This is a genomic window from Arthrobacter sp. zg-Y820, assembly GCF_030142155.1.
Classification (GTDB): Bacteria; Actinomycetota; Actinomycetes; order Actinomycetales; family Micrococcaceae; genus Arthrobacter_B.
The window spans coordinates 334,277-360,247 of sequence record NZ_CP126247.1 but is presented as its reverse complement, the minus strand read 5'-3'; the positions used below and the strand labels follow the sequence as shown (position 1 = coordinate 360,247).

The following is a 25,971-nucleotide window of genomic DNA, read 5'->3' as shown; positions in this document are numbered from 1 at the left end:
CTGCCCGGGGCGCCGGATGCCGGTTTGCCCCGGGGCGTGCGTATCGCCTAACCGGAGGCTTTGACCGGTCCGGGTGGACGCTACTCCCCGGACAATTCCGCGACGTTTTGCTCTTACCCTCCCCTTATGGGTAGTCTTGTCAGGCTGGCAGCGGAAGCTATCAGAGAGCATTTTGGAGACGTGCCAGAGCGGCCGAATGGGCTTCACTGCTAATGAAGTGTGGGCCTAAAGCCCACCGGGAGTTCAAATCTCCCCGTCTCCGCGCTAAGACCCCCGGGCAACCGGGGGTTTTTTTGTGCCCGGAGAGACGTCCACTAGTCGCTTGCGGAACCTGAGGAAGGCCACTGGACCGTGTTCGACAGCACCCCGATGCCGCTAATCTCCACCTCGATTGAGTCCCCCGGCTTCATCTGACCCACACCCGCCGGGCTGGCCGTCAGCAGAACATCCCCGGGCTGCAGAGTGATCCATTGGGTAATCCAAGCCAGAAGTTCACCAACCCCGAACACCATGTCGGATGTTTCACAGTCCTGAACCGTCTCGGAGTTAAGCCGCGTCTGCAGCCGCAGCGACTCCGGCGCAACGCTGGTTTCAATCCACGGGCCCATGGGACAGAACGTGTCGAGGCTTTTGGCTCTGGTCCATTGCCCGTCGGCGCGCCAATCGCTGGCAGTGACATCGTTGGCGCAGGTGTAGCCAAGGACGTAGTCGTCAAAAGATTCTGGTTTCACGTTCCTTGCCACGCGGCTGATAACAACGGCGAGTTCGCCCTCATATTCCAGCCGCTCCAGGCCCAGCGGGTGTTGAATGACATCTCCCGGGCCAGCCAGGGAATTGCGCCCCTTCAGGAAAATGACGGGTTCTGCAGGGACAGGCTTTCCCAGTTCCGCCAGCTGGCTGTGGTAATTGCCTCCGGCACAGACAATCACTGACGGATCACAGGGATTCAGCAGCATGACGTCGGCAAGATTCGTCAGTTCCGTCCCGCGCGAAGGGTTCTCCCAGCCGCCGGCGAGCTCATAAATCCGGGACCCTTCCAATATGCCAAACATCGGCTGCCGTCCTTTTGCTGCAACGGCTTTCTCAACGAACCGAATGATCCGCACTTCGCGCCTCCCCGCTGGTTTCGGTCAATGCCTCTTGGATAAGCTCCAGCGGATGCCAGGCAGACCTGCGGGTCCCGTGGAAAATCTGCTCGCGGCAGGAAGTTCCGGTGGCCGCGATCACTGTCTCTTTACCGGCTTCTTCAATGGCGGGAAACAGGCGGTCAGCGCCAACCTTCATGGAGATTTCGTAGTGCTCCGCCTCATAGCCGAAAGACCCCGCCATTCCGCAGCATCCGGCGTCAAGATCGACAACCTTCACCCCGGGGATGCGGCGCAGCAACGCCATGGTGGCCGCTGTCCCCACCTCAGCCTTCTGATGGCAATGGCCTTGGTACAGAATGGTCCGTCCTGACAGCCAGGAGTGTTCCGCGAGCGTCAACCGGCCCTCATCAATGGCTTCCGTCAGCAGCGTCTCAATCTGCTGGACTCTTTGGGCCACAGCCTTGACGTTTTCATCCTCCGGGAGCAGGGTTACGTGCTCGTCCCTCAGCGTGTACAAGCATGAAGGCTCGCAGCCGACGATGGGTGACCCCGCGGACGTCCGAGTGTTGAGGTCCCGCGCCATCGCTGCGGCCTTCCCCTTAGCCTCGTCGACGAGGCCCTTGGACAGCGCGGACCGGCCACAGCATCCGGTGCTGGCCAGCTCCACATCCCACCCCGACCGTTGCAGCAGCCGTATTGCGGTTTGCCCTATGTGCGGTTCGGCGTAGGTCGTGAAGGAGTCGGCCAGAAAGTTGATGGTTCCTTGGCTGGCCGGAGTGGTGGAGGCCTCGCTGTGCCGATACCAGCGGACGAGATTCATGAAACGGTAATGCGGCAGTGGCCGCGCCGCCGATATGCCGATGGTCCGTTCACCGATTTTCCGCAGCAGCGGAATCCGGCCCGGAATGTTTGACAGTGGAGCGAATGCGGACCCGAGCTTGTTCAAGGTTCGAATGGCCCCAAAGATTCTGGTCCGCAGCGGAACTCCATGAATCTCGTGATAGTGAGACAGCGTCTCGCTCTTCAGTTTGGCCATATCAACACCCAACGGGCATTCAGCTTTGCACGCCTTGCACATGAGGCACAGATCCAGAATCTCGTGCAGCCGCTCGTCGCCGAGCGCCGCCTGGGGATCGGGCTCTGAAAGTGCCTTGACCAAGGCGTTGGCCCTGCCCCGGGTCGAGTGTTCTTCCTCCCGGGTGGCGATGTAGGAGGGACACATCGCTCCTGTTGTGCTCTTGCGGCACAGGCCGATGTTCATGCAGCGGTCGGCGGCGCCGCGCATGCCCCCGACGACGTCAAAGTCGAGGCGGGTTCGAAAACCGACGGCAGCCGGCAGCATCGCATCCCGCAGATTCTCGGTCATGCTGGGGGCATCAACGATTTTGCCGGGATTCATGATGTTGCCAGGGTCAAAAATTCGCTTGACTTCACGCATGGCCTCATAAAGCTCGTCCCCGAAAATCTCCCGGTTGAACTCGCTGCGGGCCAGTCCGTCCCCGTGTTCGCTTGAGTTCACGCCCCCGAATTCCGTAACGAGGTCTTTGACCTCTTCAGCGACCGCTCGCATGCGGGCCACTTCATCTGGCTTGGACAAGTCAACGAAAGGCCGAATGTGCAGACAGCCCACGGAACAGTGCCCGTAAAATCCGGCCCGCATCTGGTGCCGGTCCAGGATGCCGGCGAATCGGGCCGTGTATTCAGCCAACCGTTCAGGCGGGACAGCCGTATCTTCCACGAACGCGAGCGGACGGTTGGAGCCTTCGCTTGCGGCCATCAGGAGTCCAAGACTCGATTTTCGGACCTTGAGCAGGTCAGCCTGTTCCGCTGCCGTGGACAACTTCAAAGTGGCGTAGCCCCGCCCGTTTTTCTCCCAGAGGGATACCAGCGTGTCCAGGCTCTTCAGGACCTCGTCCCGGTCATCCCCCGTGAAGGACACGAAGAGCAGAGCTGCGGGGTCCCCTTGCAAGGTATGGCCCAGGTTCGCATACTCGATCTTCTGCCGGGACAGATCCAGAATCGTCTTGTCCATGAGCTCCACCTGAGCAGGTTCACAGCTCAAAGAGTCCGCGGTCGCTTCAATTGCCTGCTGAGTCGTGGAGAAATGGCCGACAGCGTAGACGGTATGCCGGGGCTTGGGCACGAGGTCAACCTCGGCGTGGGTGGCAATCACAAGTGTGCCTTCGGAGCCCACCACGAATTTCGCCAAGTCGAATACCGATTCAGCCAGCCTGTCCAGCCGGTAACCGCTCGCCCGCCGCCAAAACGGAGGAAAGCCGCTGGCTATGGCCTCTGCCTTTTCAGTCAGCAGAACCGGCATGTGCCGGTAGATCCGGCCTTCCAGGGTATCGGCTTCGGCTCGGCGCTTCCGTTCATCTTCATCCACCGGTTCCAAGCGGGCAGTGGATCCGTCGGCCAGCACCACTTCCAATGCGCGGATATGATCGATCGTCATTCCATAACGCAGTGAACCGCTGCCGGCAGAGTTGTTTCCCAGCATGCCTCCGATGGTTGCCCTGTTGCTGGTTGACGTGTCGGGGCCAAACATCAGACCGAACGGTTCTGCCGCTCGGTTAAGTTCGTCTTGGACAACTCCGACTTCAACCCGGGCTGTCCGGGCCACAGGATCAACGTTCAGGATCCGGTTCATATGGCGCGAGAAGTCCAGGACAATTCCGGCTCCCACGGTTTGTCCCGCGAGACTGGTACCTGCACCCCGCGGAGTGACGTGTACGCCGAAGTTCCCGCAGATTCGAACCGCTTGGGCCACGTCAGCGCTGTGCAGGGGAAAGACCACACCCATCGGACGCATTGTGTACATGCTGGCGTCACGGGCAAACAGATGCCTGCTGTAGTCATCGAACGCGACCTCGCCCTCGAGTGCCTGCTCGAGTTCTTCAACAAACCCCGCAGGAATTGTTGTTTCCTCTGACGAAACATCCATTGCGGTCATGCTTGTCTCCCTCGCTTAGTGGCGTCGGTGCCGCTGATACCGGGCCTGCCCGTTCCCTGCGCCGCCTCTAGCCCTTCTCCAGCACGGCCATCGCTGCCTCCAGCCCATCCTGTTTGATCGGAACCCCGCTGAGATTCAGGCCCATCTGCACTCCGCCCAGTGTTCCCACCAGTGTCAGATCCTCAAAGGCACCCAGATGCCCAATCCGGAAAACCCTTCCAGCGAGCTTTGACAGCCCGGCTCCGAGGGACATATCGAACCGCTCCAGTATCGTGGCGCGGACATCGTCCGCGTTGAAGGCCTCCGGCATCAGCACTGCTGTCAGAGATCCTGAATACTCCCGCGGATCTTGGCACAGGACCTCCAGTCCCCACGCCTCGACTGCGGCCCGGGTCGCACGGGCGTGGCGCTGGTGGCGGGTAAAAACATTCTCCAAGCCCTCTTCCTCCAGCATCCGAAGTGCCACTTTGAGCCCGTAAAGCAGGTTCGTCGACGGCGTATACGGCCAGAAGCCGTTTTTGTTGGCAGCGAGGATGGGACGCCAGTCCCAGAAGGATTTGGGCAGGCGCGCTTTTTCCGAAGCTGCCAGGGCCTTTTCACTGACCGCGTTGAAGCTGAGTCCGGGGGGCAGCATCAGCCCTTTCTGGGAACCGGAAACCGTTACGTCAACCCCCCATTTGTCGTGGTGGTACTCAATCGCACCCAATGAGGAAATGGTGTCCACAAGCAACAGCGCGGGATGCGACGCAGCGTTCATCGCCTCGCGAATTTCACTGATGCGGCTGGTGACTCCGGTGGAAGTCTCGTTGTGAACGCAGCAAACAGCTTTGATTTCCTGACCGGAGTCAGCGGACAGTTTTTCCTCAACCACGGCTGGGTCAATGCCATGCCTCCAGTCACCCGGCACCATGTCGACTTGCAGCCCGAGATCCTCTGCCATCTTCATCCAAAGAGCGGAGAAGTGCCCGGTTTCGAAACAGAGCACCCGGTCTCCCGGGCTCAACGTGTTTACGAGCGCAGCTTCCCAGGCCCCGGTGCCGGAAGCCGGATAGATGATGACGGGGCCGCTGGTGCCAAAGACCGGGCGGATGGCTTGGAGAATGTGGTGCCCAAGTTCTTGAAACTCAGGCCCCCTGTGGTCGATGGTTGGAGCGGCTATGGCCCTGAGGACTTCGTCCGGGCAGTTCGTCGGTCCGGGAATCTGTAAATAGTGGCGTCCGCTTGTGGTTGCTGCTCGAGACATTCCCATATTTCGTCCTCCCAGAGGGGGCATCAGCACAGCGTCGGCACAAAGCTGCGAAATGGAATTCCATTACCGCACGGAACGCTAGCACCGGCGTGCAGGCCCGTCCAGCACTGCTTTCAGCCCCGCGCGAAGCAGTGCTGCCCAACTTTTCGGAGTTACCAAAAGGAGGTTGACGGGTGTTCTTCTGCGCAACATACTCTCCCCAACGGTATGCATCTCCGATCACGGACAAGAGTTCCGCCCGTTGGACGGCGGGGCCGATCTGTACCGGCTCACGGATCATACGACCCTCAAAGATGTGGGAGACCGAAATGAGTATTGAACTCTTATCGATCCTGGTGCTGGCCGCCTTATTCTTGATCGCAACCGTCCGCCCCGTTCACATGGGTGCCTTGGCGCTGGTTGCAGCATTCATCATGGGAACCATGGTCATCGGTGAGGACGTTGACACCGTCCTGCTGGGTTTCCCGGCAGATCTCTTCGTAATTCTTGTCGGCGTTACCTATCTTTTTGCGCTGGCAAAGGCGAACGGCACCATCGACTGGGTTGTGGTCAAATCCGTAAAGATGGTGGGCGGACGAATCGCGCTGATTCCATGGGTAATGTTCATTATTACCGCCCTGATAACGTCCGTTGGCGCCGTGGTCCCTGCCGCCGTAGCAATTATCGCCCCCGTCGCAATGGGCTTCGCTGTCCGCTACAACATCCGTCCCATCCTTATGGGCCTGATGGTTATCAACGGCGCGAGTGCGGGCGGGTTCTCACCGATCAGCGTCTTCGGCAGCATTGTCAACGGAGTGGTCGTCCGGAGCGATCTGCCCGGCAACCCGGCGCTTCTGTTCCTGTCCTCGCTGCTCTTCAACGTCGCGCTCGGCATAGTTGTCTTCTTCATGTTTGGCGGACGCAGCCTCTTGGGGCAGCGGGACCTTGGTGACGGAACTGCGCGGGCGGCCGGAGGAACCGCAGACGAAGGGGACGGGCCCCGCCCGGCAGGCAAAGGCTCCAGAACCACCCGAGCCGCCAATGCGACCGTCCAGACCATGACGCCCTCCACCGGGGAAGCCCTTGTGACAGACGTGCAGTTGGACCGGCATAAGGTCTTCACGCTCCTTGGCATAGGGACACTGGCCGTTGCTGTCCTCGGTTTCGGATTCGACGTCGGTTTCACCGCAGTCACGATCGCAGTCGTCCTGTCGCTGCTTTCCCCTGAAAGCAACAAAGGTGCCGTGAGCGCCATCGCCTGGCCCACCGTCCTGCTGCTCTGTGGGATCGTCACCTATGTGGCGCTGATGGAGCGAATCGGAACCATCGACTGGCTCGGCAACGGTGTCGCGAACATCGGCACACCGCTGTTCGCAGCCATCCTGATCTGCTTCATCGGTGCCGTGGTATCGGCCTTCGCCTCGACGACAGGGATACTCGGCGCGCTTATCCCGCTTGCCGTTCCGTTCCTTCTCACCGGTGATGTCGGTGCCGTCGGGATGATCATCGCTTTGTCCATCTCCTCCTCGGTGGTCGACTCCAGCCCGTTTTCGACATCCGGCGCCCTGGTAGTGGCCAACTCGCCGGAGGCGCAGCGCGACGCCGTCTTCCGTCAACTCATGGTCTGGGGTTTTTCCATGGTGGTGGTCGCGCCGATTGCCACTTGGCTGATCTTCATCGTTCCCGGGTGGAGCTAGGCGTGGCTGCACCCGTCAGTCGAATATCCACCAATGCCGCGAACACCCAACCTTGAAGAGTCAGGATCTCCTTTGATCGACAACCTGCTATCGTCCTTCGATTCGCCCGACGGCAATGTGCCGGCTGGAATCTTATGCCGAACCGAGGAAGAGGTGGCCGTGGTGGCCATCACGAGCGGCCGCTCACGCAATGCGCTCTCTCTTGGGATGTGGCGGGAGCTCGAAGAGGTGTTCACCAGTCTGTCCGCAAATCCCCGGCTGCGAGCCATCGTGCTGCGGGGCGCGGGCACCGCGGCCTTTGCCGCCGGGGCCGACATCAGCGAGTTCCCGGCGGTCCGGTCCACCGCCGCGCAGGCAGCCTCCTACAACGCCCAGCTCTCCCGGACCCTGCGTGTCATAGCAGGCACCGAGATTCCCACACTGGCCATGCTTCAGGGCTTCGCGGTGGGCGGCGGCTGCGAGTTGGCCTCGGCCTGCGACCTTCGGATCGCCGCCGACAACCTGTCCATTGGAATCCCTGTGGGCAGGCTCGGCGTCATCCTCGGGCTGACGGAGTCACGGCTGTTGGTCCGCCATATCGGCGTGAACGGACTCAAGCGCCTTCTTTTCAGCGGAGAGCTGCTTTCCGCGGAGGAGGCCTTGAGGATGGGTTTGGTCGACAAAGTGGTGCCGGCCGGGGAACTCACAGCGAGTATTTCCACACTCGTGGCTGCGATAACGTCTTCCTCCGCGACCACCATGACAGCGGCGAAGGTGGTCACCGATTTGGCTGGGGAGGTCAACGACCTGGCGGCGGAAAGAGTGCAGGACCTCATGCTGCGGGCCTACGACGGTGCCGATCTCAGGGAGGGCGTTGCTGCTTTTCTCGGTAAACGGCCTCCGGCTTTCGGCGACGTTGTCCACAGCGCGGATTCAGTGAAATGAGGCCCCTCGAGGGATTGGTTGTCCTCGATCTTTCGCGCTACATTGCCGGTCCGACTGCCAGCATGATGCTTGCCGACCAGGGGGCTGAAGTCATCAAGGTCGAGGCGCTGCCGGACGGCGACCCTTCGCGGCAGTCCGGCCCGTTTGTCGATGGCGGAGAGAGCGTCTACTTCATGTCCGCCAACCGCAACAAGCGGTCCCTCGCCGTGGACCTCCGGTCTGCTGAAGGACTGGCAGCGGTGAAAAGGATCGCGGCGACCTGCGACGTCGTCATCGAGAACTTTAAACCGGGGACCATGGCACGGATGGGCCTTTCCTTCGAGGCCCTTTCCACAACAAACCCGCGTTTGGTTTACTGCTCCATCAGTGGATTTGGCAGCGGGCCCGCAGGGTCCTCCATGGCCGGTTTTGATCAGAACGCCCAGGGAATGAGCGGTTTCATGAGCGTTACCGGCACCGATGCCACCGGGCCGCTGAGGGCTGGCATTCCCGTAGCGGATACCAGTACCGGACTGATTGCAGGGTTCGCCGTTCTGGCCAAGCTCCTCGAACGGGACAAGACCGGCTCCGGGGGAATGGTTTCCACCTCCCTGATGCAGTCCATGACCTTCCTGATGACGTACCAGGCCCAGAAGTTCCTCAGTCTGGGAATGGTCGCGTCCAGGGAAGGGAATGACCACCCGCTGATTTTTCCTCAGGGCACCTTCAAGACCGGGGACGGATACGTCACCATTGCGTCGGGCAACCAGCGAATGTGGGAGAAGCTCGCCGATGCACTGGACCTGGGGCATCTGGTGAAAGACCCCAGGTTCGGCACGAACGAGCTCCGCTTGGCGCATCGGGTCGTATTGCGGGGACTGATGGAGGAGCAACTCGCCCTCGACGATTCGGCCACCTGGATCAAAGCGATAAATGACGCCGGTGTTCCCTGCGGACCGGTGTTGGGTGTCGACGAAGTCTTTCGCCATCCGCTGGCGGCCGAACTGGAACTCACCGGAACGGTCAACCACCTCACGTTGGGTGAGATGCGGGTGCTGGGGCGGCCGGCAGATACCGGAGATGACGAGTGGCTGATCTCCGCGCCGCCTGTGCTTGGGGAACACACCGGTGAAATCTTGTCCCAGTACGGCTACACCGCCCAAGAGATTGCTGAGTACGCAAGAATGGGGGTCATCCTTCAATCCAACGGGTGAGGCTGCGGACAGGGAGTCCGGCCGCGGATAGTATGGCATCCCGGTCGTGAAGCTCTGCCCGTCACCTGCCCGTCACCTGCCAGTCAAAGGACTCTCCATGGAAATGCGCCTCCTGGGCCGCAGCGGCACCGTCGTCAGCAGCTACGCCCTCGGCACCATGACCTTTGGCAACGAATCCGACCAGCGGGTGTCCCACAACCTGTTGAACACGTATGTGGAAGCCGGCGGAAACTTCATCGACACCGCCGACGTCTACACCACCGGCGCTTCCGAGGAGATCATCGGCCACTGGCTCTCGGCCCGGCCCGAGGCGGCGCGGAACGTTGTGCTCGCCACCAAGGGCCGGTTTCCGATGGGGGCCGGGCCCAATGACCTGGGCACCTCGCGCCGGCACCTGCGCCAGGCGCTGGACGCCTCGCTCAAACGGCTGGGAGTGGACCACATCGACCTGTACCAGCTGCACTCCTGGGATCCGCTGACCCCGCTGGCGGAAAGCCTCGGTTTCCTGCAGGACGTTGTTACCGCCGGAAAAATCAGTTACTACGGGCTCTCCAACTTCACCGGCTGGCAGCTGACGAAGGCCGTGTACACCGCGCGGGCGCACGGCTGGAACGAACCGGTCACGCTGCAGCCGCAGTACAACCTGCTGGAACGCGAAATCGAGTCCGAAGTGGTGCCGGCAGCGGTCGACGCCGGACTGGGCCTGCTGCCCTGGTCACCGCTGGCCGGCGGCTGGCTCACCGGAAAGTACCGCCGCGAAACGGTCCCCGCCGGCAAGACCCGCGTCGGAGACAACCCCACCCGGCAGTTCCAGGGCTGGGATCTGCGCAGCAACAACGACCGGACCTGGCAGATCCTTGACGCGGTCAAAACCATCGCCTCCGCCCACAGCGCCAGTTCGGCGCAGGTTTCCCTCGCCTGGCTCGCCGCGCAACCGGGGGTGACCTCGGTGATCCTGGGGGCGCGCAGTGTCGAGCAGCTCACCGATAATCTGGGTGCCGCCGCGCTGCAGCTCTCAGCCGGCGAGCTGCAGCGGCTCACCGATCTCAGCCGACCCGCAGTCGGCAACTACCCGTATGGAGCAGACGGGCGCAACCAACGGGCGCGGGAACTGGACTGACCCAGGTGGAATGACGCAGATGGAATGACTCAGTGGCGGCGCGGGGCAGGCGTTAGAAGTCTTCCGGCCGCAGATCCTTGACCCACTTGCTGATTTCATCTTCTTCGGGTGTGGAGGGCGTCTTGTCTGCCGGCCCGCCTTGGGGCTTCCCGGCCGGTGCCGGGGTACTTTTCGGTGCCGGGGTACTTTTCGGTGCCGGGGTACTTTTCGGTGCCGGGGTACTTTTCGGTGTCGGGGTATTTGTCGGTGCCGAGGAGCTGTCGGGGTCCGAGCCGGCGGAGCCTTCCGGATGGGCGCTGTCCCGGCCCGCGCCGGGGTCCGCAGGACGGGAGGTGTCCGGCGCATCGACATCACTGCCGGGAGCGGCAGCCGTTTTCCCCTGCTCGCCCGGTGCTGACGGTGCGCCCGGTGCTGACGGTGCTTCCTGGACCGGAGCTGCCGGACGCGGAGGTTGGAACGGCTGGGGATGCGTGGCCAGGTTTTCCACGGCAGCACCCGCGGCCCGAACACCGACTCCGGTGAACTGCGCATAGAGTTTTACGGCCTGTATGGGGCGGCCCTGCGCGATGGCGGCGTACACCTGCTGGTGCTGGGCGGCGTCGAGCCGGGCGTTGGCTTCCCGCGCCGCCTCCACGGAGGTCCGGGGACCGGCCGATGCGGCCTTGGCTCCGGTTGCTTTGCGGGGAGGCTTGAACTGCTTCGCGGTGCGCGGCTGCTCCTGCTCTGCCCCGTTCGCGTCCGGCCCGTCTCCGTGGACCTGCTTTTTCCGGCGCTGGGCACGACTCACCACGAAATTCACCACAACAATGGCCACGACAAACAGAACAATCACCAGAAACTCCATACAACGATCCTAGCTTCGCCCACGGCACCGGAACCTTCAGGCCGGTATATTGACCTGCGAACCGACCGCCGATCGACGGAGATGCCATGAGCCCCACCACTCCCCTGCGTTCACTGCGCGTGCATGTTGCCGAAGGCATTGCGGAGGTCGAGCTCATCGGCCCCTCGAAGGGCAACGCCATGGGGCCGGATTTTTGGAAGGAGCTCCCCGACGTTTTTGGTGCCCTCAGCGAGGACGACACCGTGCGTGCCATCCTGCTCTACGGCTCGGGTGGGAACTTCAGCTACGGGCTGGATCTGCCGGCGATGGCACCGGTCTTTGCTCCGATGCTGGCCGCCGATGGCATGGATGCCCGCCGGCGCGAAGAATTCCGGCGCCGGATCAGGGACCTGCAGGATTCCGTCAGCTCTCTGGCCCGGTGCGCCAAGCCGGTCATCGCGGCGGTGGACGGGTGGTGCATCGGGGGCGCCATCGATGTCATCGCTGCCGCGGACATCCGCATCGCCTCCCCGTCTGCCGTGTTCAGCGTGCGCGAGGTGAGGGTCGCCATTGTTGCTGATTTGGGCTCTCTCCAGCGCCTGCCCGGCATCATCGGCGAAGGTCCCGCCCGACACCTCGCCCTGACCGGTGAGGACTTCGGCGCCGACCGCGCCCATCAGCTGGGTCTGGTCACGGAAGTGGCGGACGACGTCGTCGGCCGGGGACGCGAGCTGGCCGCCGTGGTTGCCGCGAATCCTCCGCTCGTGGTCCAGGGCGTTAAGCACGTCATGAACCACGGCCCGCACGCCGCAGTCCAATCGGGCCTGGACTATGTCCAGCTGTGGAATTCGGCGTTCCTGGCCAGCCGTGACTTCAATGAAGCAGCCACCGCATTCGCCGAACGCCGCCCGCCCGTCTTTACCGGCAACTGAGGTTCCTGCCGCGGCGGAGGCCTGCCCTCCGGCTGTCTGAGCCTGCCGCCGCGGGCGCTTAAGATAGTCGGGTGGCTGTTACCGATGAAGCGATTACCAAGATCAAGGAAATGCTCATCAGTGGGCGGCTCAAGGCTGGTGACCGGCTTCCTCCGGAGAACGAGCTGAGCGACCAGCTGGGCCTGTCCCGAAGCTCGCTGCGGGAGGCGGTCAAAGCGCTTGAGCTGATCCGCGTCCTCGATGTCCGGCGCGGTGACGGCACCTACGTCACCAGCCTGGAACCCGGTCTGCTGACCGAAACCATGGGCTTCATGGTGGAGATCCATCAGGAAACCTCCGCGCCGGAACTTCTGGAGGTTCGGCGCATCCTCGAACCCGGTGCCGCGGCCCACGCCGCCGCTCGGATTGATGCCCGGGGGCTTGCAGCGCTGCGGACCTGCCTGGATTCGGTGCCACCGCAGGCAACCGCTGCCCAGCTGGCTGCCCACGACTTCACGTTCCATTCCCGGATTGCCCGCGCCTCGGGCAACCCCTATCTGGCGGGGCTGCTGGATTCGCTGACCGGCAGCGCGCTGCGGCTGCGGGCCTGGCAGCGGATTATAGAAGCCGGCGCGGTGTCCGCTGTCCTCGGCGAGCATGCCGCCATTCTCGAGGCGCTGACACTGGGCGACGCCGAGCTGGCCCGTTCCCTCATGACCGTCCATGTGGCGGCCACCGAGCGGTGGCTGCGCCGGCAGCCGGAAGAAACCAGGGCGGTCCAGACTCCCGCGTTCCGCCCGGAACCGGCAGCAGGCGCAGCAGTCGCAGCAGTACCGGTGCCGCCGGAGCCGGCAGCAGTCGCTGCCCCGGTTAATGTTCCGGCCCCGGCGGTTAATGTTCCGGCCCCGGCCCCGGCGAAGCCGGCTCGCGCGCCCGCTTCGGTGCGCACCAAGGTTCGGACGCAGGCGGCGGCACCGCTTCCTTCCGGGATGCCCGAACCCCGGGAGGAAGTGGCCGTTCCGCCGCAGACAAACCGGCCCACTCCCACTCCCGCTCCCATTCCAGCTCCCGCTCCCCAGATTGCGCGGATCGCGCCCGAGCCGGCGTTGTACGAGCTGTTCGCTATGCCTTCAGCGCCAGCACAAAAGGCAGCACGGAAGCCGCGCCGGCCTGCCTGAGCACCCGGCCGGCTTCGGTCAGGGTCCAGCGGCTGTCAGCAAAGTCGTCCACCAGCAGGACAGGTCCGGGATTGGCCGCAAACCAGGCCGCTCCTTCTTCGGGAACGGCAAACTGGTCCCAGACGGAAGCCAACCGGAAGGCGCTGTTGCCGCCCGACCCGCCGGTGGGACCGCCGTGCGGGAGCTGCAGGGCACCCAGATACGGGATGCGGCCCAGGCTGGAGATGCCGTGTGCCAGGGAACCGACCAGCTGCGGACGCGACCGCGACGGAATGCTGACAACGGCCACCGGCCGCTCCTCCCAGCCCCACTGCGCCAACACCTGCACGCAGCCCTTCAACAGGGCTTCATCCGCCACGGTGTCGCCGGCCTCCGGAGCGAAAATCTCGCGCAGCCGTCCGCCCCATCCCAAGTCGGTCAGGCGGGCCAGCGCCCGTCCGGTGGACAGCGCCAGGTCCGGCTTGATCTTTCCCTTTACCGGCACCCCCAGACGGTCCATGCCGGAGGGATACATGCCGCGCGGGTCCACATCCACGCCCACCCGGCTCAGGGCCTGATCGGCGTGATCGGTGGCTTCGGCGGCCACCTCGCCGGAGAACCAGCGGCCGGCGCAATTGTCGCAGCGTCCGCACGGGGCCGCGGCCGGATCGTCGAGCTGGACGGACAGGAATTCCATGCGGCAGCCCGTGGTGCTTTCGTAATCCAGCATGGCCTGCTGTTCCTTCACGCGCGCCGCGGAGATCCGCTCGTACCGCTCCCGGTCATAACTCCAGGGCTGTCCGGTGCCGCGCCAGCCGCCGGACACCCGCTCCACCGCGCCGTCCACCGCCAGGACCTTCAACAGCAGCTCCAGCGGCGAGCGTTTCAGGTTGACCCGCGTTTCCAGAGCTCCGGTGGACATCACGGCGCCCGAGGCCAGCTCCGTCAGCACGGCGTTGGCCGGCCCCTCCGCCGGCATGGAGGAGGTGGCGAAGTACTCCCAGATGTCCTTGTCCTCCGTCCCCGGCAGCAGCAGGACGTCGGCGCTGGGGGTACCACGCCCGGCGCGGCCCACCTGCTGGTAGTACGCCACGGGGGAAGAAGGTGCGCCCAGATGGACAACGAACCCCAGGTCCGGCTTGTCGAAGCCCATGCCTAGCGCGCTGGTGGCCACCAGCGCCTTGACCTCGTTGTTCTTCAGCGCCGCTTCGGCCTGCTCCCGGTCGGCCGGGTCCGTGCGTCCGGTGTACGCGACGACGGGATGGCCGGCCTTCTGCAGCAGCCGGGCGGTGTCCTCGGCCGCGGACACCGTGAGGGCATAGATGATGCCCGAGCCCGGCAGCTCGTCGATGTGGGTCAGGAGCCAGCCCAGCCGCGCTTTCGGGGTGGGCAGCCGCAGCACTCCCAGGCGCAGGGACCGGCGGGCCAGCGCCCCGCGGATGGTGAAGACGTCCTCACCGCCGGAAGCCAGCTGCTCCTCCACGTCCTTCACGACCCGGGAGTTGGCCGTTGCGGTGGTGGCCAGCACCGGCACCGAGGCCGGCAGCTGCTCGATCAGGCTGCGGATGCGCCGGTAGTCCGGCCGGAAGTCATGGCCCCAGTCCGAAATGCAGTGCGCTTCATCGATCACCAGCAGCCCGGAGCGGCGGATCAGCTCGGGCAGATGGGTCTCCCGGAAACCCGGGTTGTTCAGGCGCTCCGGTGACACCAGCAGCACGTCCACCTCGTCCGCCTGCAGCTTGGCGGAGATATCCTGCCATTCCAGCTGGTTGGCGGAGTTGATGGCCACGGCCCGGACACCGGCACGGGCTGCTGCCGACACCTGGTCGCGCATGAGCGCCAGCAGCGGGGACACGATCAGCGTCGGTCCCGCCCCGCGGGCACGCAGCAGCAGGCTCGCCACGAAATACACCGCGGACTTGCCCCACCCGGTGCGCTGGACCACCAGGGCCCTCCGTCCGCCGGCGACGAGTGCCTCAATGGCCTCGTACTGGCCCTCATGGAACTCAGCGGTGTCGTTGCCGACCAGGGCCCGGAGCAGGCGGGTGGCTTCGGTCCGAAGCGCCGGATCGGCGGCTGCGGAGCCTTCCCCGACGATGCCGGCGGCATCCTGCGGCGCGGCGTCCCGCTCGGCGTTCGAACCGTTCTGCGGGTCTGGGTTTTGGGTTTCTTGCTGGAATTCCATACCTCCACTATTCCAGCCGGGGCTGACGATTTCCTCCAGCCGGAAACCGGCGTGGATACCGGAAGCTGTGTCCAGCCCCTGTGGACAAGCACCGAAGGATGGAACGCTGGCCTATAGACTGTCCGGGTGACTAGTGCATTCGATCTTTCCGCGTCCTTTAAGGCCTACGATGTCCGCGGCGTCGTAGGCGAGACCATCACTCCGCAGATAGTCAAGGCCGTCGGTGCCGCTTTTGTGGACGTGCTTGACCTCTCCGGCCAGACGGTTCTGGTGGGCGGAGACATGCGTCCGTCCTCCCCCGAGTTCATCAAGGACTTCGCTGCCGGCGCCACCATGCGCGGTGCCCATGTGCTGCTGCTGGACCTCATCTCCACCGATGAGCTCTACTACGCCTGCGGTGCCCTGGATGCGGCCGGCGCCACCTTCACTGCCAGCCACAATCCGGCGCAGTACAACGGCATCAAGATGGCCAAGGCAGGAGCCGTGCCGATCTCGTCCGAGACCGGCTTGCGTGAGATCCAGGCCATGGCCGAGCAGTACCTGAACGCCGGCACCATTCCCGCCGTCGAGAACCCCGGCCGGATCAGTGTCCGCGACATCCTGCGGGACTATTCCGAGTACCTGCGCAGCCTGGTGGACCTGACGGACATCCGCCCGCTGAAGGTGGTTGTCGATGCCGGCAACGGCATGGCAGGCCTGACCACCCCCGCCGTCATTGGCGACAGCCTGCTGCCGGCGCTTCCGCTGGAGATCATCGACCTCTACTTCGAGCTGGACGGATCCTTCCCGAACCATCCGGCCAACCCGCTGGAGCCGGAGAACCTGAGGGACCTGCAGGCCGCCGTCGTCGAGCACGGCGCTGACCTGGGCCTGGCCTTCGACGGCGATGCAGACCGCTGCTTCGTGATCGACGAAAAGGGCGACCCGGTCAGCCCCTCGGCCGTCACCGCGCTCGTGGCCCGCCGCGAGATCGCCCGCGCCAAGGCAGCCGGCGAGACGACGCCGGTGATCATCCACAACCTCATCACCTCCCGTGCGGTTCCCGAGCTGGTGGAGGCCGACGGCGGCCGTGCCGTCCGCACCCGCGTGGGCCATTCCTTCATCAAGGCCCTGATGGCCGAGGAAGGCGCCGTCTTCGGCGGTGAGCACTCCGCCCACTACTACTTCCGCGACTTCTACAACGCCGACACCGGCATGCTGGCGGCCATGCATGTCCTCGCCGCGCTGGGTGAGCAGACCCTGCCGCTCTCGGACCTGGCCCGTGAATACGAGCCGTATTTTTCCTCCGGCGAGATCAACTCCGAGCTCTCCGACGTTCCGGCGGCGGTTGCCCGTGTCCGCAGCGAATTTGAGCGCGACGGCGTCACCGTGGACACCCTCGACGGATTGACTTTCACCTCAGATGACGGACAGTGGTGGTTCAACCTCCGCGCGTCGAACACCGAACCCTTCCTTCGGCTGAATGCCGAGGCCGAAGACCTCCCCACCATGGTGCGGGTCCGTGACCGCGTACTTGAACTAGTTAGGAACTAAACCCAATGGCTGATGTTGAACTGAACGGCGAAGAGCCCTCCGCCCAGGTCCAGGAGGACCTGAATTCCCTGCTGGGCACCGCTCTGGGCGTGGCTCAGGAGCAGCTGGAGGCGCAGGGCGCCTTCCTGCCCGCCGCACTGGTTGTCCAGAACGACGGCGAGCTGCGGATGATTGCCGTGGCTCCCGAGGAAAGCGACGAAGACCTCGACGCCGATGCCATGATCGATGACATCTACCAGGTGCTGACCGAGCAGAAGGGCGACAACCGCGCCGCTGCCGTCTTCTCCGACATCCACCTGCCGGATGAAGCCACGGATGCCATCCACGTGGTGGCTGAGCACTCCGAGGGTGTCTGCATCTCCGCGATCCAGACGTACTCCGAGGTCGACGGCGAGTGGACGTTCGGCGAACCGCAGTGGGAGTCGGGCGACCAGCTCATCTGGGGCACCGAAGAAACCGCAGCGGGCACCGACGAGGCCTAAGCCTCAGCTTTCGCCTGAGCCGCCGGGCCGGCGGCGCCGTGCGGTTGCATGGTGCCGCCGGCCTTTCGCTGTCAGCCGGCCTTTTGCCGGCCGAAGGACCGGCGAACCACGGACCGGCGCTCCTGCCCGGTTCCGTGCAGAATCCCCAGCGCGGCGCGGGCCAGCCTCATATCCCGTTCGGACCGGCGCATCCGCAGCAGGTCCAGCGGCGGTGCGAAACGCTGCTCGGTCATGGCCTTGGGCGAGCTGAACTCGCGCAGGCCATCCGCACCGTGGGTCCGCCCGAAACCGGAATCCTTGACGCCGCCAAAGGGCAACGCACCGACGGCCGCGAAGCCCAATACCGAATTCACTGTCACCACACCGGCTTCAAGCCGCTCCGCCAGCTCCCGGGCATTCGCCCTGCTTCCGCTGAAGACTGAGGCACCCAGTCCGTAACCGGTTCCGTTGGCGCGGTCCACTGCCTCCTCCATGGAGTCCACCGGATTCACGACGACGACGGGTCCGAAGGTCTCGCGCTGCACCGCCTCGTTGTTCTCGGGGACGTCGGTGAGCACCACGGCGTCAATCCTCCTGCCCTCCCGGACGGAGCCGGGCCCGCCCAGCGCCGCCCGGCCGCCCGCGGCGAGGGCGGCGTCGATATGCGCCGCCACCACGTTCACCTGGCCCGGGAGGGTCAGCGGCCCGTAGTCGGCTCCGTTTTCCGTTCCGGCCACCAGGGCCCGGCCCTCCTCCACCATCAGCGACAGGAACGGCTCGTACACGGCCCGGTCCACGTACACCCGTTCCACGCCGGCACAGGTCTGCCCGGCGTTCACCATGCCGCCGAACACCGCGGCGGCGGCAGCCGCCGGCAGGTCCGCGTCGGCCGCAACGAGCATGGCGTCCTTGCCCCCGCATTCGGCCACCATCGGCGTGAGCGATTCAGCGCAGGCGGCCATCACCTTTTTGGCGGTTTCGGTGGACCCGGTGAAGGCGATTTTGCCGCATCCGGAGCGGACCAGGGCTGCGCCGGTGTCCGCTCCTCCGGTCACCACCTGGAAAACCGGGTGCCCGCCGCTGATCTGTTCCCATTTGCGCCCGATCCACAGGGCGGTGCCGGGCGTCAGGTCGCTGGGCTTGAGGACCACCGCGTTTCCTGCCGCCAGGGCAAAGGAGACGGACCCCATCGGGGTGTACACCGGATAGTTCCACGGCCCGATCACGCCCACCACTCCGTACGGTTCGTAGCCGAGGGTGGCCTTCTGGTTCAGCGCCGCGAGGCCGGACGGCACTTTGCGCCGGCGCAGCACCTTTTCCGCATGTTTGGCGGCCCACTCCAGGTGGCCCAGGGCGAGCAGAATTTCCAGCAGTGCGTCGCCCTCCGGCTTGCCGGTTTCGGCGGCCATCACCGCCGCGAGCTCATCGGCGTCGTCGGCGATAACCTGCTTCCACGTCCGCAGCAGCTTTTTCCTGCCGCGGAACCCCTGCTCCTGCCACCACCGGGCGGCTTCAGCGGCACGGGCGACGGCGAAAGCAACGCCCGTGGGTCCGTCGGCTCCGGTACCGCCCGCCGGCGCGGGAAGGAAGGATCGGGGCGGGGCACTGCCGGTCTGCACGCTGCTGCTCATGGGACCACTCCTGGCCTGAAAATGAAGCACGGCTGGGCAAGGAAAATGCTACTCCCGGGCGGCCGGCCGCGGAGGCATCTCCCGGAACTTTGACCCGTTCAACCCGTCGCCCCGTCACCCCATTCCCTTCTGAACCCTCCGGCCTGAACCGTCCGGCGCCGGAGACGCCGATGGCCCCGTCCGCAAAGGGGACGGGGCCATCGGATCAAGACTGAGCCGGCGAGGGCTCAGGGAAGGCTACGCCGAAGCGAAACGCTCCTTGAGGGTCTGCAACTCAGCGACGAGATCCTCGGGCAGTGACTCGCCGAAACGGGAGTACCACTCCTCGATCCCTGCGAGCTCCTTCTTCCATTCCTCGGGGTCCACGCGCACGGCGGCCTCGACGTCGGCCGGAGTCATGTCCAGGCCGGTGAGGTCCAGGGATTCTCCGGTGGGCACAAAGCCGATCGGAGTTTCCACCGCGTCGGCGGTTCCTTCGATCCGCTCGATAACCCACTTGAGCACCCGTGAGTTGTCGCCGAAGCCGGGCCAGGCGAACCCGCCGTCGGCCGTGCGGCGGAACCAGTTGACCAGGAAGATCTTGGGCAGGGTTTCCTGGTTGGCCTTGCCGCTGAGGGTGATCCAGTGGCGCAGGTAGTCTCCGGCGTCGTAACCCATGAACGGCAGCATGGCCATCGGATCGCGGCGGACCACGCCCACTTGGCCTGCGGCGGCCGCTGTGGTTTCGGAGGACAGGGTGGAGCCCATGAAGATGCCGTTGGTCCAGTCGCGGGACTGGGTCACCAGCGGGACCGTGGTCTTGCGGCGGCCGCCGAAGAGGATGGCCGACACCGGCACGCCGTTCGGGGAATGGTATTCCTCGGCGAGCATGTCGATCTGGTCGATCGGCGTGCAGAAGCGGGAGTTCGGATGGGCGGCGGGGTGGCCGGCCTCCGGCGTCCATTCGTTGCCCAGCCAGTCGGTCAGGTGTGCCGGAGCCTCGTCCGTCATGCCCTCCCACCAGACGCCGCCGGTGTCGGTCAGCGCAACGTTGGTGAAGATGGAGTTGCCCTTGGCGATGGCGCGCATGGCGTTGGGGTTGGTGCTCCAGCCGGTACCGGGAGCGACGCCGAACAGGCCGGCCTCCGGATTGGTGGCGCGCAGCTCGCCGTCGTGCCCAAAGCGCATCCAGGTGATGTCATCGCCGAGGGTCTCGACCTTCCAGCCCTCGATCGTGGGATCCAGCAGCGCGAGGTTCGTCTTGCCGCAAGCGGAGGGGAAGGCCGCCGCCACGAAGTAGTCCTTCTTCTCCGGACTGGTGAGCTTCAGGATGAGCATGTGCTCGGCGAGCCAGCCTTCGTCCCGGGCCATGATCGACGCGATGCGCAGGGCATAGCATTTCTTGCCCAGGAGGGCGTTGCCGCCGTAGCCGGAACCGTAGGACCAGATGGAACGGTCTTCGGGGAAGTGCACAATCCACTTGTCGTCGCTGCAGGGCCAGGCCACGTCCGCCTCGCCCTCGGCCAGCGGAGCGCCGACGGAGTGCAGGGCGGGCACGAAGAACGCATCCAGCTCCTCCATCTTGCGCAGCACGTCGGTGCCGATGCGCGCCATGATCCGCATGGAGGCAACCACGTAGGCGCTGTCGGTGATTTCGACGCCGAACTTGGGATCTTCTGCTTCGAGATGTCCCATGACAAAGGGAATGACGTACATGGTGCGTCCGCGCATGGAACCGGAGAACAGGCCGTCCAGCTTGGCCCGCATCTGCGACGGTTCCATCCAGTTGTTGGTGAACCCAGCGTCGTGCTTGTTCTCGGAGCAGATGAAAGTCTGTTCCTCGACACGCGCCACGTCCTTGGGGTCGGAGAACGCAGCGAAGGAGTTCGGGAACTCCTCCGGGTTCAGCCGAACCAGCGTTCCGGCGTCGACCAGTTCATCGGTCAGGGCCTTGTTTTCCGCCTCAGACCCATCGACCCAATACACGCGATCGGGCTGCGTCAGCTCGGCTACTTGCTGAACCCAAGCCAGCAGAGCCTCGTGGGTGGTGGGTGCTTCCGCAGAAGCCCCCGGTGTGTTGCTGTCCAAATGGCTCGGAGCAACGTTATCGCCGCTCTCATCGAGAACTAGCTGACGCGCGTCATCGCCCATGACTCTTCCCTTCGTTGGGTCAGTGGTGTGTTTTTGATGCTAGTTGTCGGCATGCCGATGACTCCCGCGGGAAAGGTAGTACCTATAATGGCGGTCATGCAATGTTTGCCTAGAATTCAACAAACTTGTGGTGGCCAGCATACGTCGATGTGACGAACGTCATATAGACCGGTCTAGTTGTCGGAGGTCACACTGACGGATTAGGCGGCTCTCAGAAACTGGGCTATAGTTGTTTACGGCCAAACAGCCACGGACAAACTTTGAAGGAAGGCCTCAACGGGGCCTGAAGTTCAGAATAATCCTAAATGCGTGCGTAGCTCAACGGATAGAGCATCTGACTACGGATCAGAAGGTTGGGGGTTCGAATCCCTTCGCGCGCACCAGTGAAACCCGGTCTGACCAGTAGAAATACTGGTCAGACCGGGTTTTTTCTTTGTCTGAAGACAGCCGGCAAAGACCCGGAATTCCCGGGCCGGCGGCGCAGCTCGGATCAGCGGGCCAGTTTCCGGAGGTCGACGCCGGGGTCCGCCAATCTGGCGGGATCCACCAGGATGCGGCGGTCGATGATGCGGCGGGCGGCCCGCACCGTGAAGCCGCCGTCGATGGCGGCGCAGCCTTCCACGCGGCCATCTGCAGCCAGCCGGAAACTCGCTACGGGCACCCCGTCTATTTCGCGGGTCACGGTGTGCCCCTCCCCCACCATCGAGCCGACCCCTTCAACGTGGACTCCGTGGCGGTCGGACCAGAACCAAGAAGCACCGTGGACCGGCAGGTCCTGCCCGAGGAGGGCAGCGGCAGCGGTGGCGCCGGTGTTTCGCGCATGTTCCCAGTGCTCGGCCCGGCGCAGGAGGGTCCCGTCGGAGTGCCTGGTGCGGGCTGCGTCTCCGACGGCATAAACGTTGGGGTGGCTGGTGCGCTGGCGGTCATCCACCAGGATGCCGTTGTCGATGTCCAGACCGGCAGAGGAGGCCAGCGCAGTCTCCGGAACGATTCCGATGCCAACCAGTATCACGTCGGCGTGGATGGCCGTGCTGCCCTCGACCTCAACCCGATATCCGGTACCGTCCCCGACGATGGCCGCGGGAACTGCGGTAACCGCACGGATGCCGCGGGCGGCATGCATCCGGTGCAGGCGCTGCGCCAAAGCATGTCCCACCGCCGGCACCAGCGGCGGATCAACCGGGTCGATCAGCGTCACCTCCGCACCGACCGCCAGTGCTGTTGATGCGGTCTCGGCGCCGATCAGGCCTGCGCCGATAATTACCAGCCGCACGCCCGGATGCAGCCGGGAGCGCAGCCGGTCTGCGTCGGTGCGGTTCCGCAGTCCAAGCACTGTTTCCAGCTCCCCGCCCGGGATCTCCAGCCGGCGGGCTGCCGCACCGGTAGCCAGCACAATTTTGTCGGCGGCCAGCTCCCGGCCGTCCTCAAGCAGCACGATGCCCTCGTCGGGCTTCAGGCCTGCAGCTTTGCCGGCCAGGATCGCGATCCCCTGTTCCTGATACCAGGCTTCCCCGGCGAGCAGAATCTGTTCGCTGCTGCGCGTCCCGAGCAGATACTCCTTGCTCAGCGGCGGACGGTCGTAGGGCAGCCCTTCGGGGTCGATGATGGTCACCCGGCCGCCGAAGCCGCGGGAGCGCAGCTCGCGGGCCGCTGCGAAGCCTGCCATGCCGCCGCCTGCGATGAGGACGGATTCCAGGGCCATGTTTGTTTTCCTTGCTGAAGAACGGGAGCGGTGCTTCCAGCCTAGGCGTGCCGAGCGGAAATCTCTCGCCACGCGTTCCTCGCTTCCGGCGGAACAGCCTTTCGCAAGGCAGCCTTTTCCCGGGGGCCGCCGCGTGCCAAGCTCTGTGCATGACGGATCAGAGCGGCACGGGATACAGCGGTTCGGACGAGTCCCAGCGGTCGCGGCACAGGGACACCGACGTCGTCGTGCTCGGCGCCGGAGCGGTGGGGGAGAACGCTGCCGCCCGGGTGGCTCAGGGTGGGCTGGACGCCATTCTCGTGGAGCCGGCCCTGATCGGCGGGGAGTGTTCCTACTGGGCCTGCATGCCCTCCAAAGCGCTGCTGCGGCCGGGAACCGCGCTGCACGCCGCTCGATCCGTGGCCGGATCCCGTGAAGCCGTAACCGGTTCCCTGGACGCCCGGGCCGTACTGGACCGCCGCGACAGCTTCACCTCGCATTGGAACGATTCCGGGCAGGAGGAGTGGGTAAGGGACACCGGAATCGGGCTGGTGCGCGGACACGGACGGCTTACCGGGCCGCGCGAGGTCAGTGTCCGAGGCGACGACGGCGGCATGATCACCATCGCGGCCCGCCATGCCGTCGTCCTGGCCACCGGCTCCGTGCCCACTCCACCCCCGGTGAAGGGACTGGACCAGGTTGAGTATTGGGGCACCCGCGAGGCAACCTCGGCGCAGGAGGTGCCTGGCCGGCTGATCGTGCTCGGCGGCGGGGTTGCCGGCACTGAGCTTTCGCAGGCCTGGGCGCGGCTCGGCTCCCGGGCCACCCTGGTGGCCCGGCACGACATCCTGGACTCCTATCCGGAGCCGGCGCGCGAACTGGTCAAGGCCGGCCTTGCTGCAGACGGCGTGGATGTCCGCACCTTTACCGGAACGGATTTTGTGCGCAGCGCTGCAGGCGGCGGCGTGGAAATGGGGCTGGCGGACGGTTCGGTGCTGGCGGCTGACCGGCTGCTCGTGGCCACGGGCCGGGCGCCTGCGCTGGCGCATCTGGGTCTGGAAGGGCTCGGCTTTGACGCTGCGCGCTTGGACTCAGACGACACGGGGCTGGTGAAGGGCAGCGACTGGCTCTACGTGGTGGGCGATGCCGCCGGAAAGGTGCTGCTGACCCATCAGGGCAAATATGAGGCCCGTGCCGCCGGAGCCGCGATCACCGCCCGGGCCCGCGGCGAGCTGGCCGGAACCGGCGCACCGCCCGCCTGGAGCCGGGAAGTCTCGACTGCCAATCATGTTGCGGTGCCGCAGGTGGTGTTCACGGATCCGGAAATCGCCATGGTCGGCCGGACTCTGGAGCAGGCCCGGACCGACGGCATCAATGCTTCGGAAACGTCACTTGAGCTGTCGGTGGCCGGATCGGCGCTGCATGCCGACGACTACCGGGGCTGGGCGCAGATGGTGGTGGACGAAGACCGCAAGGTGCTCGTCGGCATGACATTTGCCGGCCCCGACGTGTCCGAACTGCTGCACGCTGCCACCATAGCGATCACGGGAGAGGTGCCCCTGGATCGGCTGTGGCATGCCGTCCCCTCGTATCCCACCATCAGCGAGGTCTGGCTGAGGCTGCTGGAAAAGTACGGGCTCTAGGGTGCGCCGGTTACGCCGACGCGGGAGCGGTCAGGCCCGGCGAACCACGAAGTCAGTGACCCGGGCATCGCGCCCGTCCAGCTCAGCCCACGGCTTGTCCGATTCCATGACGGTCAACCCGGCGGTCGGATAGTCCATCGCCATCTCCATTACTGCATCTTCGTTGGACTCCACTGAGGCCAGCCGCATCGCGAGGTCCTGCACTCCGGGGAGGTGGGAAATGACCAGCAGGCTGGTCACCGTCTCCGGCACACTGTTGATGACGCTGAGGATCTGCGCGGCCGTGGCGCTGTAGAGGCCGTCTTCGAGCTTGGGTGTGGGCCCTTTGTCTCCGAGTTCCTCACAGATCCAAGTGCACGTTTGCCGGGTGCGCAGCGCAGACGAGCACAGGATGAAGTCGGGAATGGAGTCGTTTTCCACCATCCAGCGGCCGGCCAGCGGCGCGTCCAAGTGCCCCCGGCTGGAGAGGGGCCGTTCGTGGTCGGACACGTCCCGGGGCCATGCCGCCTTCGCATGCCGCAGGAGCATCAGTTTTTTCAGGTGGTGGCCGCTCATTCGCCCAGTCTATCGGCGGTGCCGGTGCCGGAATTCCGGAACCGGCACCGCCCCTGGATCAGATGCTGTATTCGGGTGCCGCCCAGACCACAACTTCGGGGTGCTCGTAGAAGCGGTAGCCTTGGCCGCGGACAGTCCGGACGGTGTTTGCCAACCGGCCGAGCTTGGAGCGGAGCCGCCGGATGTGCACATCGATGGTGCGCTCGTTGGGCACTTCCTCGGCATTGCGCCACAGTCCCGCCAGCAGTTCCTCGCGCCCGACCGTCCGGGTGGCGTTCTCCACCAGGTAGTTGAGCAGCTCGAATTCCTTGAAGGTCAGGTTCAGGGTGTCCCCGTCCAGGTGCACTTCGCGCCGCGACAGGTCGATCAGGACTCCGGACGGACGCGGTGCGCTCTGGGTCGGCGCCAGCGGTGCGGCCTCCTGGCGGGGGCGGCGCTGCGCCGTCGGGTCCCCCAGCGCCTGGCGTACGACGTCGATATCGGCGCCGGCGGCCTCCGCCGGCGCCAGGGCCACGGCGGCATGGCTCTGGGCGCCCGGGCACAGCGTCTGAATGTAGGCGCGCACTTCCTGGGCCAACTTGGTCAGGGACGTTCCATTGGCGGCGGCCGTGTCCTCATCGAGGCCGACATAAATAACGAACCCGCGGGCCACCGTGTCGTTGCTGACCGACTGGGGGCCGGGAATTCCGTTGGGCGTCACGACGGGGGTGGGCGCCGTCATGGGTGAAGCATCGTTTCCCGGAGCCACCGCTTGAAGCGGGCGGGCCGGCTGGCCAAAGCCCTGAACGCCGTATTGCGGGGAGTAGGCCTGCCCGCCGTACTGGCGGAATTCCGCGGCCGCACCCTGGCGGACGGCTCCGGCGCGATTCTGCGCGTTGCGCAGTGAGATGTGTACGTACCCTGATGCTACTGACATGTTGCAACCTCAATGTGAATGACCGTCATCACGCTCGAATGCTGGGGGTGTGCCCGGGTCGAGATGGCGCAGTTTCGCCCGTCATTGGGCCTGAGTGGTGCCTGAGAAATGGGGGTGGGTAACTCAGGCGTGCATTCGACAA

Annotated in this window: 19 protein-coding genes and 2 tRNA genes; 11 read left to right on the top strand and 10 right to left on the bottom strand. The window is 65.0% G+C overall.

Annotation, left to right across the window (positions count from 1 at the left end; translation table 11 throughout):
- Positions 1-174 precede the first annotated feature (174 nt).
- Positions 175-262 (top strand) — tRNA-Ser (locus QNO08_RS01720).
- A gap of 52 nt (positions 263-314) precedes the next feature.
- Here the strand turns inward: QNO08_RS01720 and QNO08_RS01715 are convergent.
- The 3 genes from QNO08_RS01715 to QNO08_RS01705 all read right to left on the bottom strand — a co-directional run bounded on the left by QNO08_RS01715 (position 315) and on the right by QNO08_RS01705 (position 5,284).
- Positions 315-1,106 (bottom strand): fumarylacetoacetate hydrolase family protein, encoded by a 792-nt coding sequence (locus QNO08_RS01715; RefSeq protein WP_229967981.1) that lies wholly within the window; start codon positions 1,104-1,106, stop codon positions 315-317.
- The gene (locus tag QNO08_RS01710) at positions 1,084-4,041 is read right to left on the bottom strand and encodes an FAD-binding and (Fe-S)-binding domain-containing protein (protein WP_229967979.1); all 2,958 of its coding nucleotides are present in this window, start codon (positions 4,039-4,041) and stop codon (positions 1,084-1,086) included. The genes QNO08_RS01715 and QNO08_RS01710 overlap by 23 nt, the downstream gene beginning before the upstream one ends.
- Positions 4,042-4,108: 67 nt before the next feature.
- Entirely contained in the window at positions 4,109-5,284 is a 1,176-nt protein-coding gene (locus QNO08_RS01705; RefSeq protein WP_284155634.1) for a pyridoxal-phosphate-dependent aminotransferase family protein, read from the bottom strand.
- A 314-nt stretch (positions 5,285-5,598) separates the two neighbouring features.
- Here QNO08_RS01705 and QNO08_RS01700 point away from each other — a divergent pair, with 314 nt between their 5' ends.
- The 4 genes from QNO08_RS01700 to QNO08_RS01685 all read left to right on the top strand — a co-directional run bounded on the left by QNO08_RS01700 (position 5,599) and on the right by QNO08_RS01685 (position 10,203).
- The gene (locus QNO08_RS01700) at positions 5,599-6,966 is read left to right on the top strand and encodes an SLC13 family permease (RefSeq protein ID WP_229967975.1); all 1,368 of its coding nucleotides are present in this window, start codon (positions 5,599-5,601) and stop codon (positions 6,964-6,966) included.
- A 72-nt stretch (positions 6,967-7,038) separates the two neighbouring features.
- Positions 7,039-7,890, top strand: a complete 852-nt coding sequence (locus QNO08_RS01695; RefSeq protein ID WP_229967973.1) for an enoyl-CoA hydratase/isomerase family protein — start codon at positions 7,039-7,041, stop codon at positions 7,888-7,890.
- On the top strand, positions 7,887-9,083 hold the full coding sequence (locus QNO08_RS01690; RefSeq protein ID WP_229967972.1) for a CaiB/BaiF CoA transferase family protein: 1,197 nt from the start codon (positions 7,887-7,889) through the stop codon (positions 9,081-9,083). Before QNO08_RS01695 ends, QNO08_RS01690 begins: the two co-directional genes overlap by 4 nt.
- Positions 9,084-9,180: 97 nt before the next feature.
- Positions 9,181-10,203: an aldo/keto reductase gene (locus tag QNO08_RS01685; protein WP_229967970.1), complete on the top strand. Its 1,023-nt coding sequence runs from the start codon at positions 9,181-9,183 to the stop codon at positions 10,201-10,203.
- 52 nt (positions 10,204-10,255) lie between these two features.
- On the opposite strand, the gene QNO08_RS01680 is transcribed toward QNO08_RS01685, so the two are convergent.
- Complete coding sequence (locus QNO08_RS01680) at positions 10,256-11,035, bottom strand: hypothetical protein (RefSeq protein ID WP_284155633.1); 780 nt, start codon at positions 11,033-11,035, stop codon at positions 10,256-10,258.
- A gap of 98 nt (positions 11,036-11,133) precedes the next feature.
- Between QNO08_RS01680 and QNO08_RS01675 the strand changes: the two genes are divergently transcribed.
- Complete coding sequence (locus QNO08_RS01675) at positions 11,134-11,958, top strand: crotonase/enoyl-CoA hydratase family protein (RefSeq protein ID WP_229967966.1); 825 nt, start codon at positions 11,134-11,136, stop codon at positions 11,956-11,958.
- A gap of 71 nt (positions 11,959-12,029) precedes the next feature.
- Positions 12,030-13,115, top strand: a complete 1,086-nt coding sequence (locus tag QNO08_RS17450; protein ID WP_331461795.1) for a FadR/GntR family transcriptional regulator — start codon at positions 12,030-12,032, stop codon at positions 13,113-13,115.
- On the opposite strand, the gene QNO08_RS01665 is transcribed toward QNO08_RS17450, so the two are convergent.
- Entirely contained in the window at positions 13,060-15,279 is a 2,220-nt protein-coding gene (locus QNO08_RS01665; protein ID WP_229967964.1) for a RecQ family ATP-dependent DNA helicase, read from the bottom strand. The two genes, QNO08_RS17450 and QNO08_RS01665, sit on opposite strands and share 56 nt — an antisense overlap.
- 126 nt (positions 15,280-15,405) lie before the next feature.
- Between QNO08_RS01665 and QNO08_RS01660 the strand changes: the two genes are divergently transcribed.
- A complete protein-coding gene (locus QNO08_RS01660) occupies positions 15,406-16,812 on the top strand; it encodes a phosphomannomutase/phosphoglucomutase (protein ID WP_229967963.1) in 1,407 nt (468 codons plus the stop codon).
- A gap of 5 nt (positions 16,813-16,817) precedes the next feature.
- A complete protein-coding gene (locus tag QNO08_RS01655; RefSeq protein WP_229967961.1) occupies positions 16,818-17,294 on the top strand; it encodes a hypothetical protein in 477 nt (158 codons plus the stop codon).
- A 71-nt stretch (positions 17,295-17,365) separates the two neighbouring features.
- Here the strand turns inward: QNO08_RS01655 and QNO08_RS01650 are convergent, their stop codons facing one another.
- Together QNO08_RS01650 and QNO08_RS01645 are read right to left on the bottom strand one after the other, a co-directional pair.
- Positions 17,366-18,904: an aldehyde dehydrogenase family protein gene (locus QNO08_RS01650; protein WP_229967959.1), complete on the bottom strand. Its 1,539-nt coding sequence runs from the start codon at positions 18,902-18,904 to the stop codon at positions 17,366-17,368.
- A 237-nt stretch (positions 18,905-19,141) separates the two neighbouring features.
- Complete coding sequence (locus QNO08_RS01645) at positions 19,142-21,034, bottom strand: phosphoenolpyruvate carboxykinase (GTP) (RefSeq protein ID WP_229967957.1); 1,893 nt, start codon at positions 21,032-21,034, stop codon at positions 19,142-19,144.
- Positions 21,035-21,341: 307 nt separating this feature from the next.
- On the opposite strand from QNO08_RS01645, the gene QNO08_RS01640 reads away from it, so the two are divergent.
- A tRNA-Arg gene (locus QNO08_RS01640) sits at positions 21,342-21,417 on the top strand.
- Between the two features lie 107 nt (positions 21,418-21,524).
- Here QNO08_RS01640 and QNO08_RS01635 read toward each other — a convergent pair.
- Positions 21,525-22,736 carry an NAD(P)/FAD-dependent oxidoreductase gene (locus QNO08_RS01635; protein ID WP_229967955.1) on the bottom strand — a complete coding sequence of 404 codons (1,212 nt, stop codon included), beginning with the start codon at positions 22,734-22,736 and terminating at the stop codon, positions 21,525-21,527.
- Positions 22,737-22,885: 149 nt separating this feature from the next.
- Between QNO08_RS01635 and QNO08_RS01630 the strand changes: the two genes are divergently transcribed.
- A complete protein-coding gene (locus QNO08_RS01630) occupies positions 22,886-24,358 on the top strand; it encodes a dihydrolipoyl dehydrogenase family protein (protein WP_229967953.1) in 1,473 nt (490 codons plus the stop codon).
- 30 nt (positions 24,359-24,388) lie between these two features.
- On the opposite strand, the gene QNO08_RS01625 is transcribed toward QNO08_RS01630, so the two are convergent.
- On the bottom strand, positions 24,389-24,913 hold the full coding sequence (locus QNO08_RS01625; protein ID WP_229967951.1) for a SixA phosphatase family protein: 525 nt from the start codon (positions 24,911-24,913) through the stop codon (positions 24,389-24,391).
- Between the two features lie 58 nt (positions 24,914-24,971).
- Complete coding sequence (locus QNO08_RS01620) at positions 24,972-25,829, bottom strand: winged helix-turn-helix domain-containing protein (RefSeq protein WP_229967949.1); 858 nt, start codon at positions 25,827-25,829, stop codon at positions 24,972-24,974.
- Between the last annotated feature and the right edge of the window lie 142 nt (positions 25,830-25,971).

Excerpts from the sequence above, each read along its gene's own strand:
- QNO08_RS01675 (WP_229967966.1), top strand. The coding sequence starts at position 11,134 with ATGAGCCCCACCACTCCCCTGCGTTCACTGCGCGTGCATGTTGCCGAA.
- QNO08_RS01705 (WP_284155634.1), bottom strand. The coding sequence starts at position 5,284 with ATGTCTCGAGCAGCAACCACAAGCGGACGCCACTATTTACAGATTCCC.
- QNO08_RS01690 (WP_229967972.1), top strand. The coding sequence starts at position 7,887 with ATGAGGCCCCTCGAGGGATTGGTTGTCCTCGATCTTTCGCGCTACATT.
- QNO08_RS01655 (WP_229967961.1), top strand. The coding sequence starts at position 16,818 with ATGGCTGATGTTGAACTGAACGGCGAAGAGCCCTCCGCCCAGGTCCAG.
- QNO08_RS01645 (WP_229967957.1), bottom strand. The coding sequence starts at position 21,034 with ATGGGCGATGACGCGCGTCAGCTAGTTCTCGATGAGAGCGGCGATAAC.
- QNO08_RS01685 (WP_229967970.1), top strand. The coding sequence starts at position 9,181 with ATGGAAATGCGCCTCCTGGGCCGCAGCGGCACCGTCGTCAGCAGCTAC.
- QNO08_RS01630 (WP_229967953.1), top strand. The coding sequence starts at position 22,886 with ATGACGGATCAGAGCGGCACGGGATACAGCGGTTCGGACGAGTCCCAG.
- QNO08_RS01710 (WP_229967979.1), bottom strand. The coding sequence starts at position 4,041 with ATGACCGCAATGGATGTTTCGTCAGAGGAAACAACAATTCCTGCGGGG.
- QNO08_RS01700 (WP_229967975.1), top strand. The coding sequence starts at position 5,599 with ATGAGTATTGAACTCTTATCGATCCTGGTGCTGGCCGCCTTATTCTTG.
- QNO08_RS01620 (WP_229967949.1), bottom strand. The coding sequence starts at position 25,829 with ATGTCAGTAGCATCAGGGTACGTACACATCTCACTGCGCAACGCGCAG.
- QNO08_RS01650 (WP_229967959.1), bottom strand. The coding sequence starts at position 18,904 with ATGAGCAGCAGCGTGCAGACCGGCAGTGCCCCGCCCCGATCCTTCCTT.
- QNO08_RS01665 (WP_229967964.1), bottom strand. The coding sequence starts at position 15,279 with ATGGAATTCCAGCAAGAAACCCAAAACCCAGACCCGCAGAACGGTTCG.
- QNO08_RS01625 (WP_229967951.1), bottom strand. The coding sequence starts at position 24,913 with ATGAGCGGCCACCACCTGAAAAAACTGATGCTCCTGCGGCATGCGAAG.
- QNO08_RS01635 (WP_229967955.1), bottom strand. The coding sequence starts at position 22,736 with ATGGCCCTGGAATCCGTCCTCATCGCAGGCGGCGGCATGGCAGGCTTC.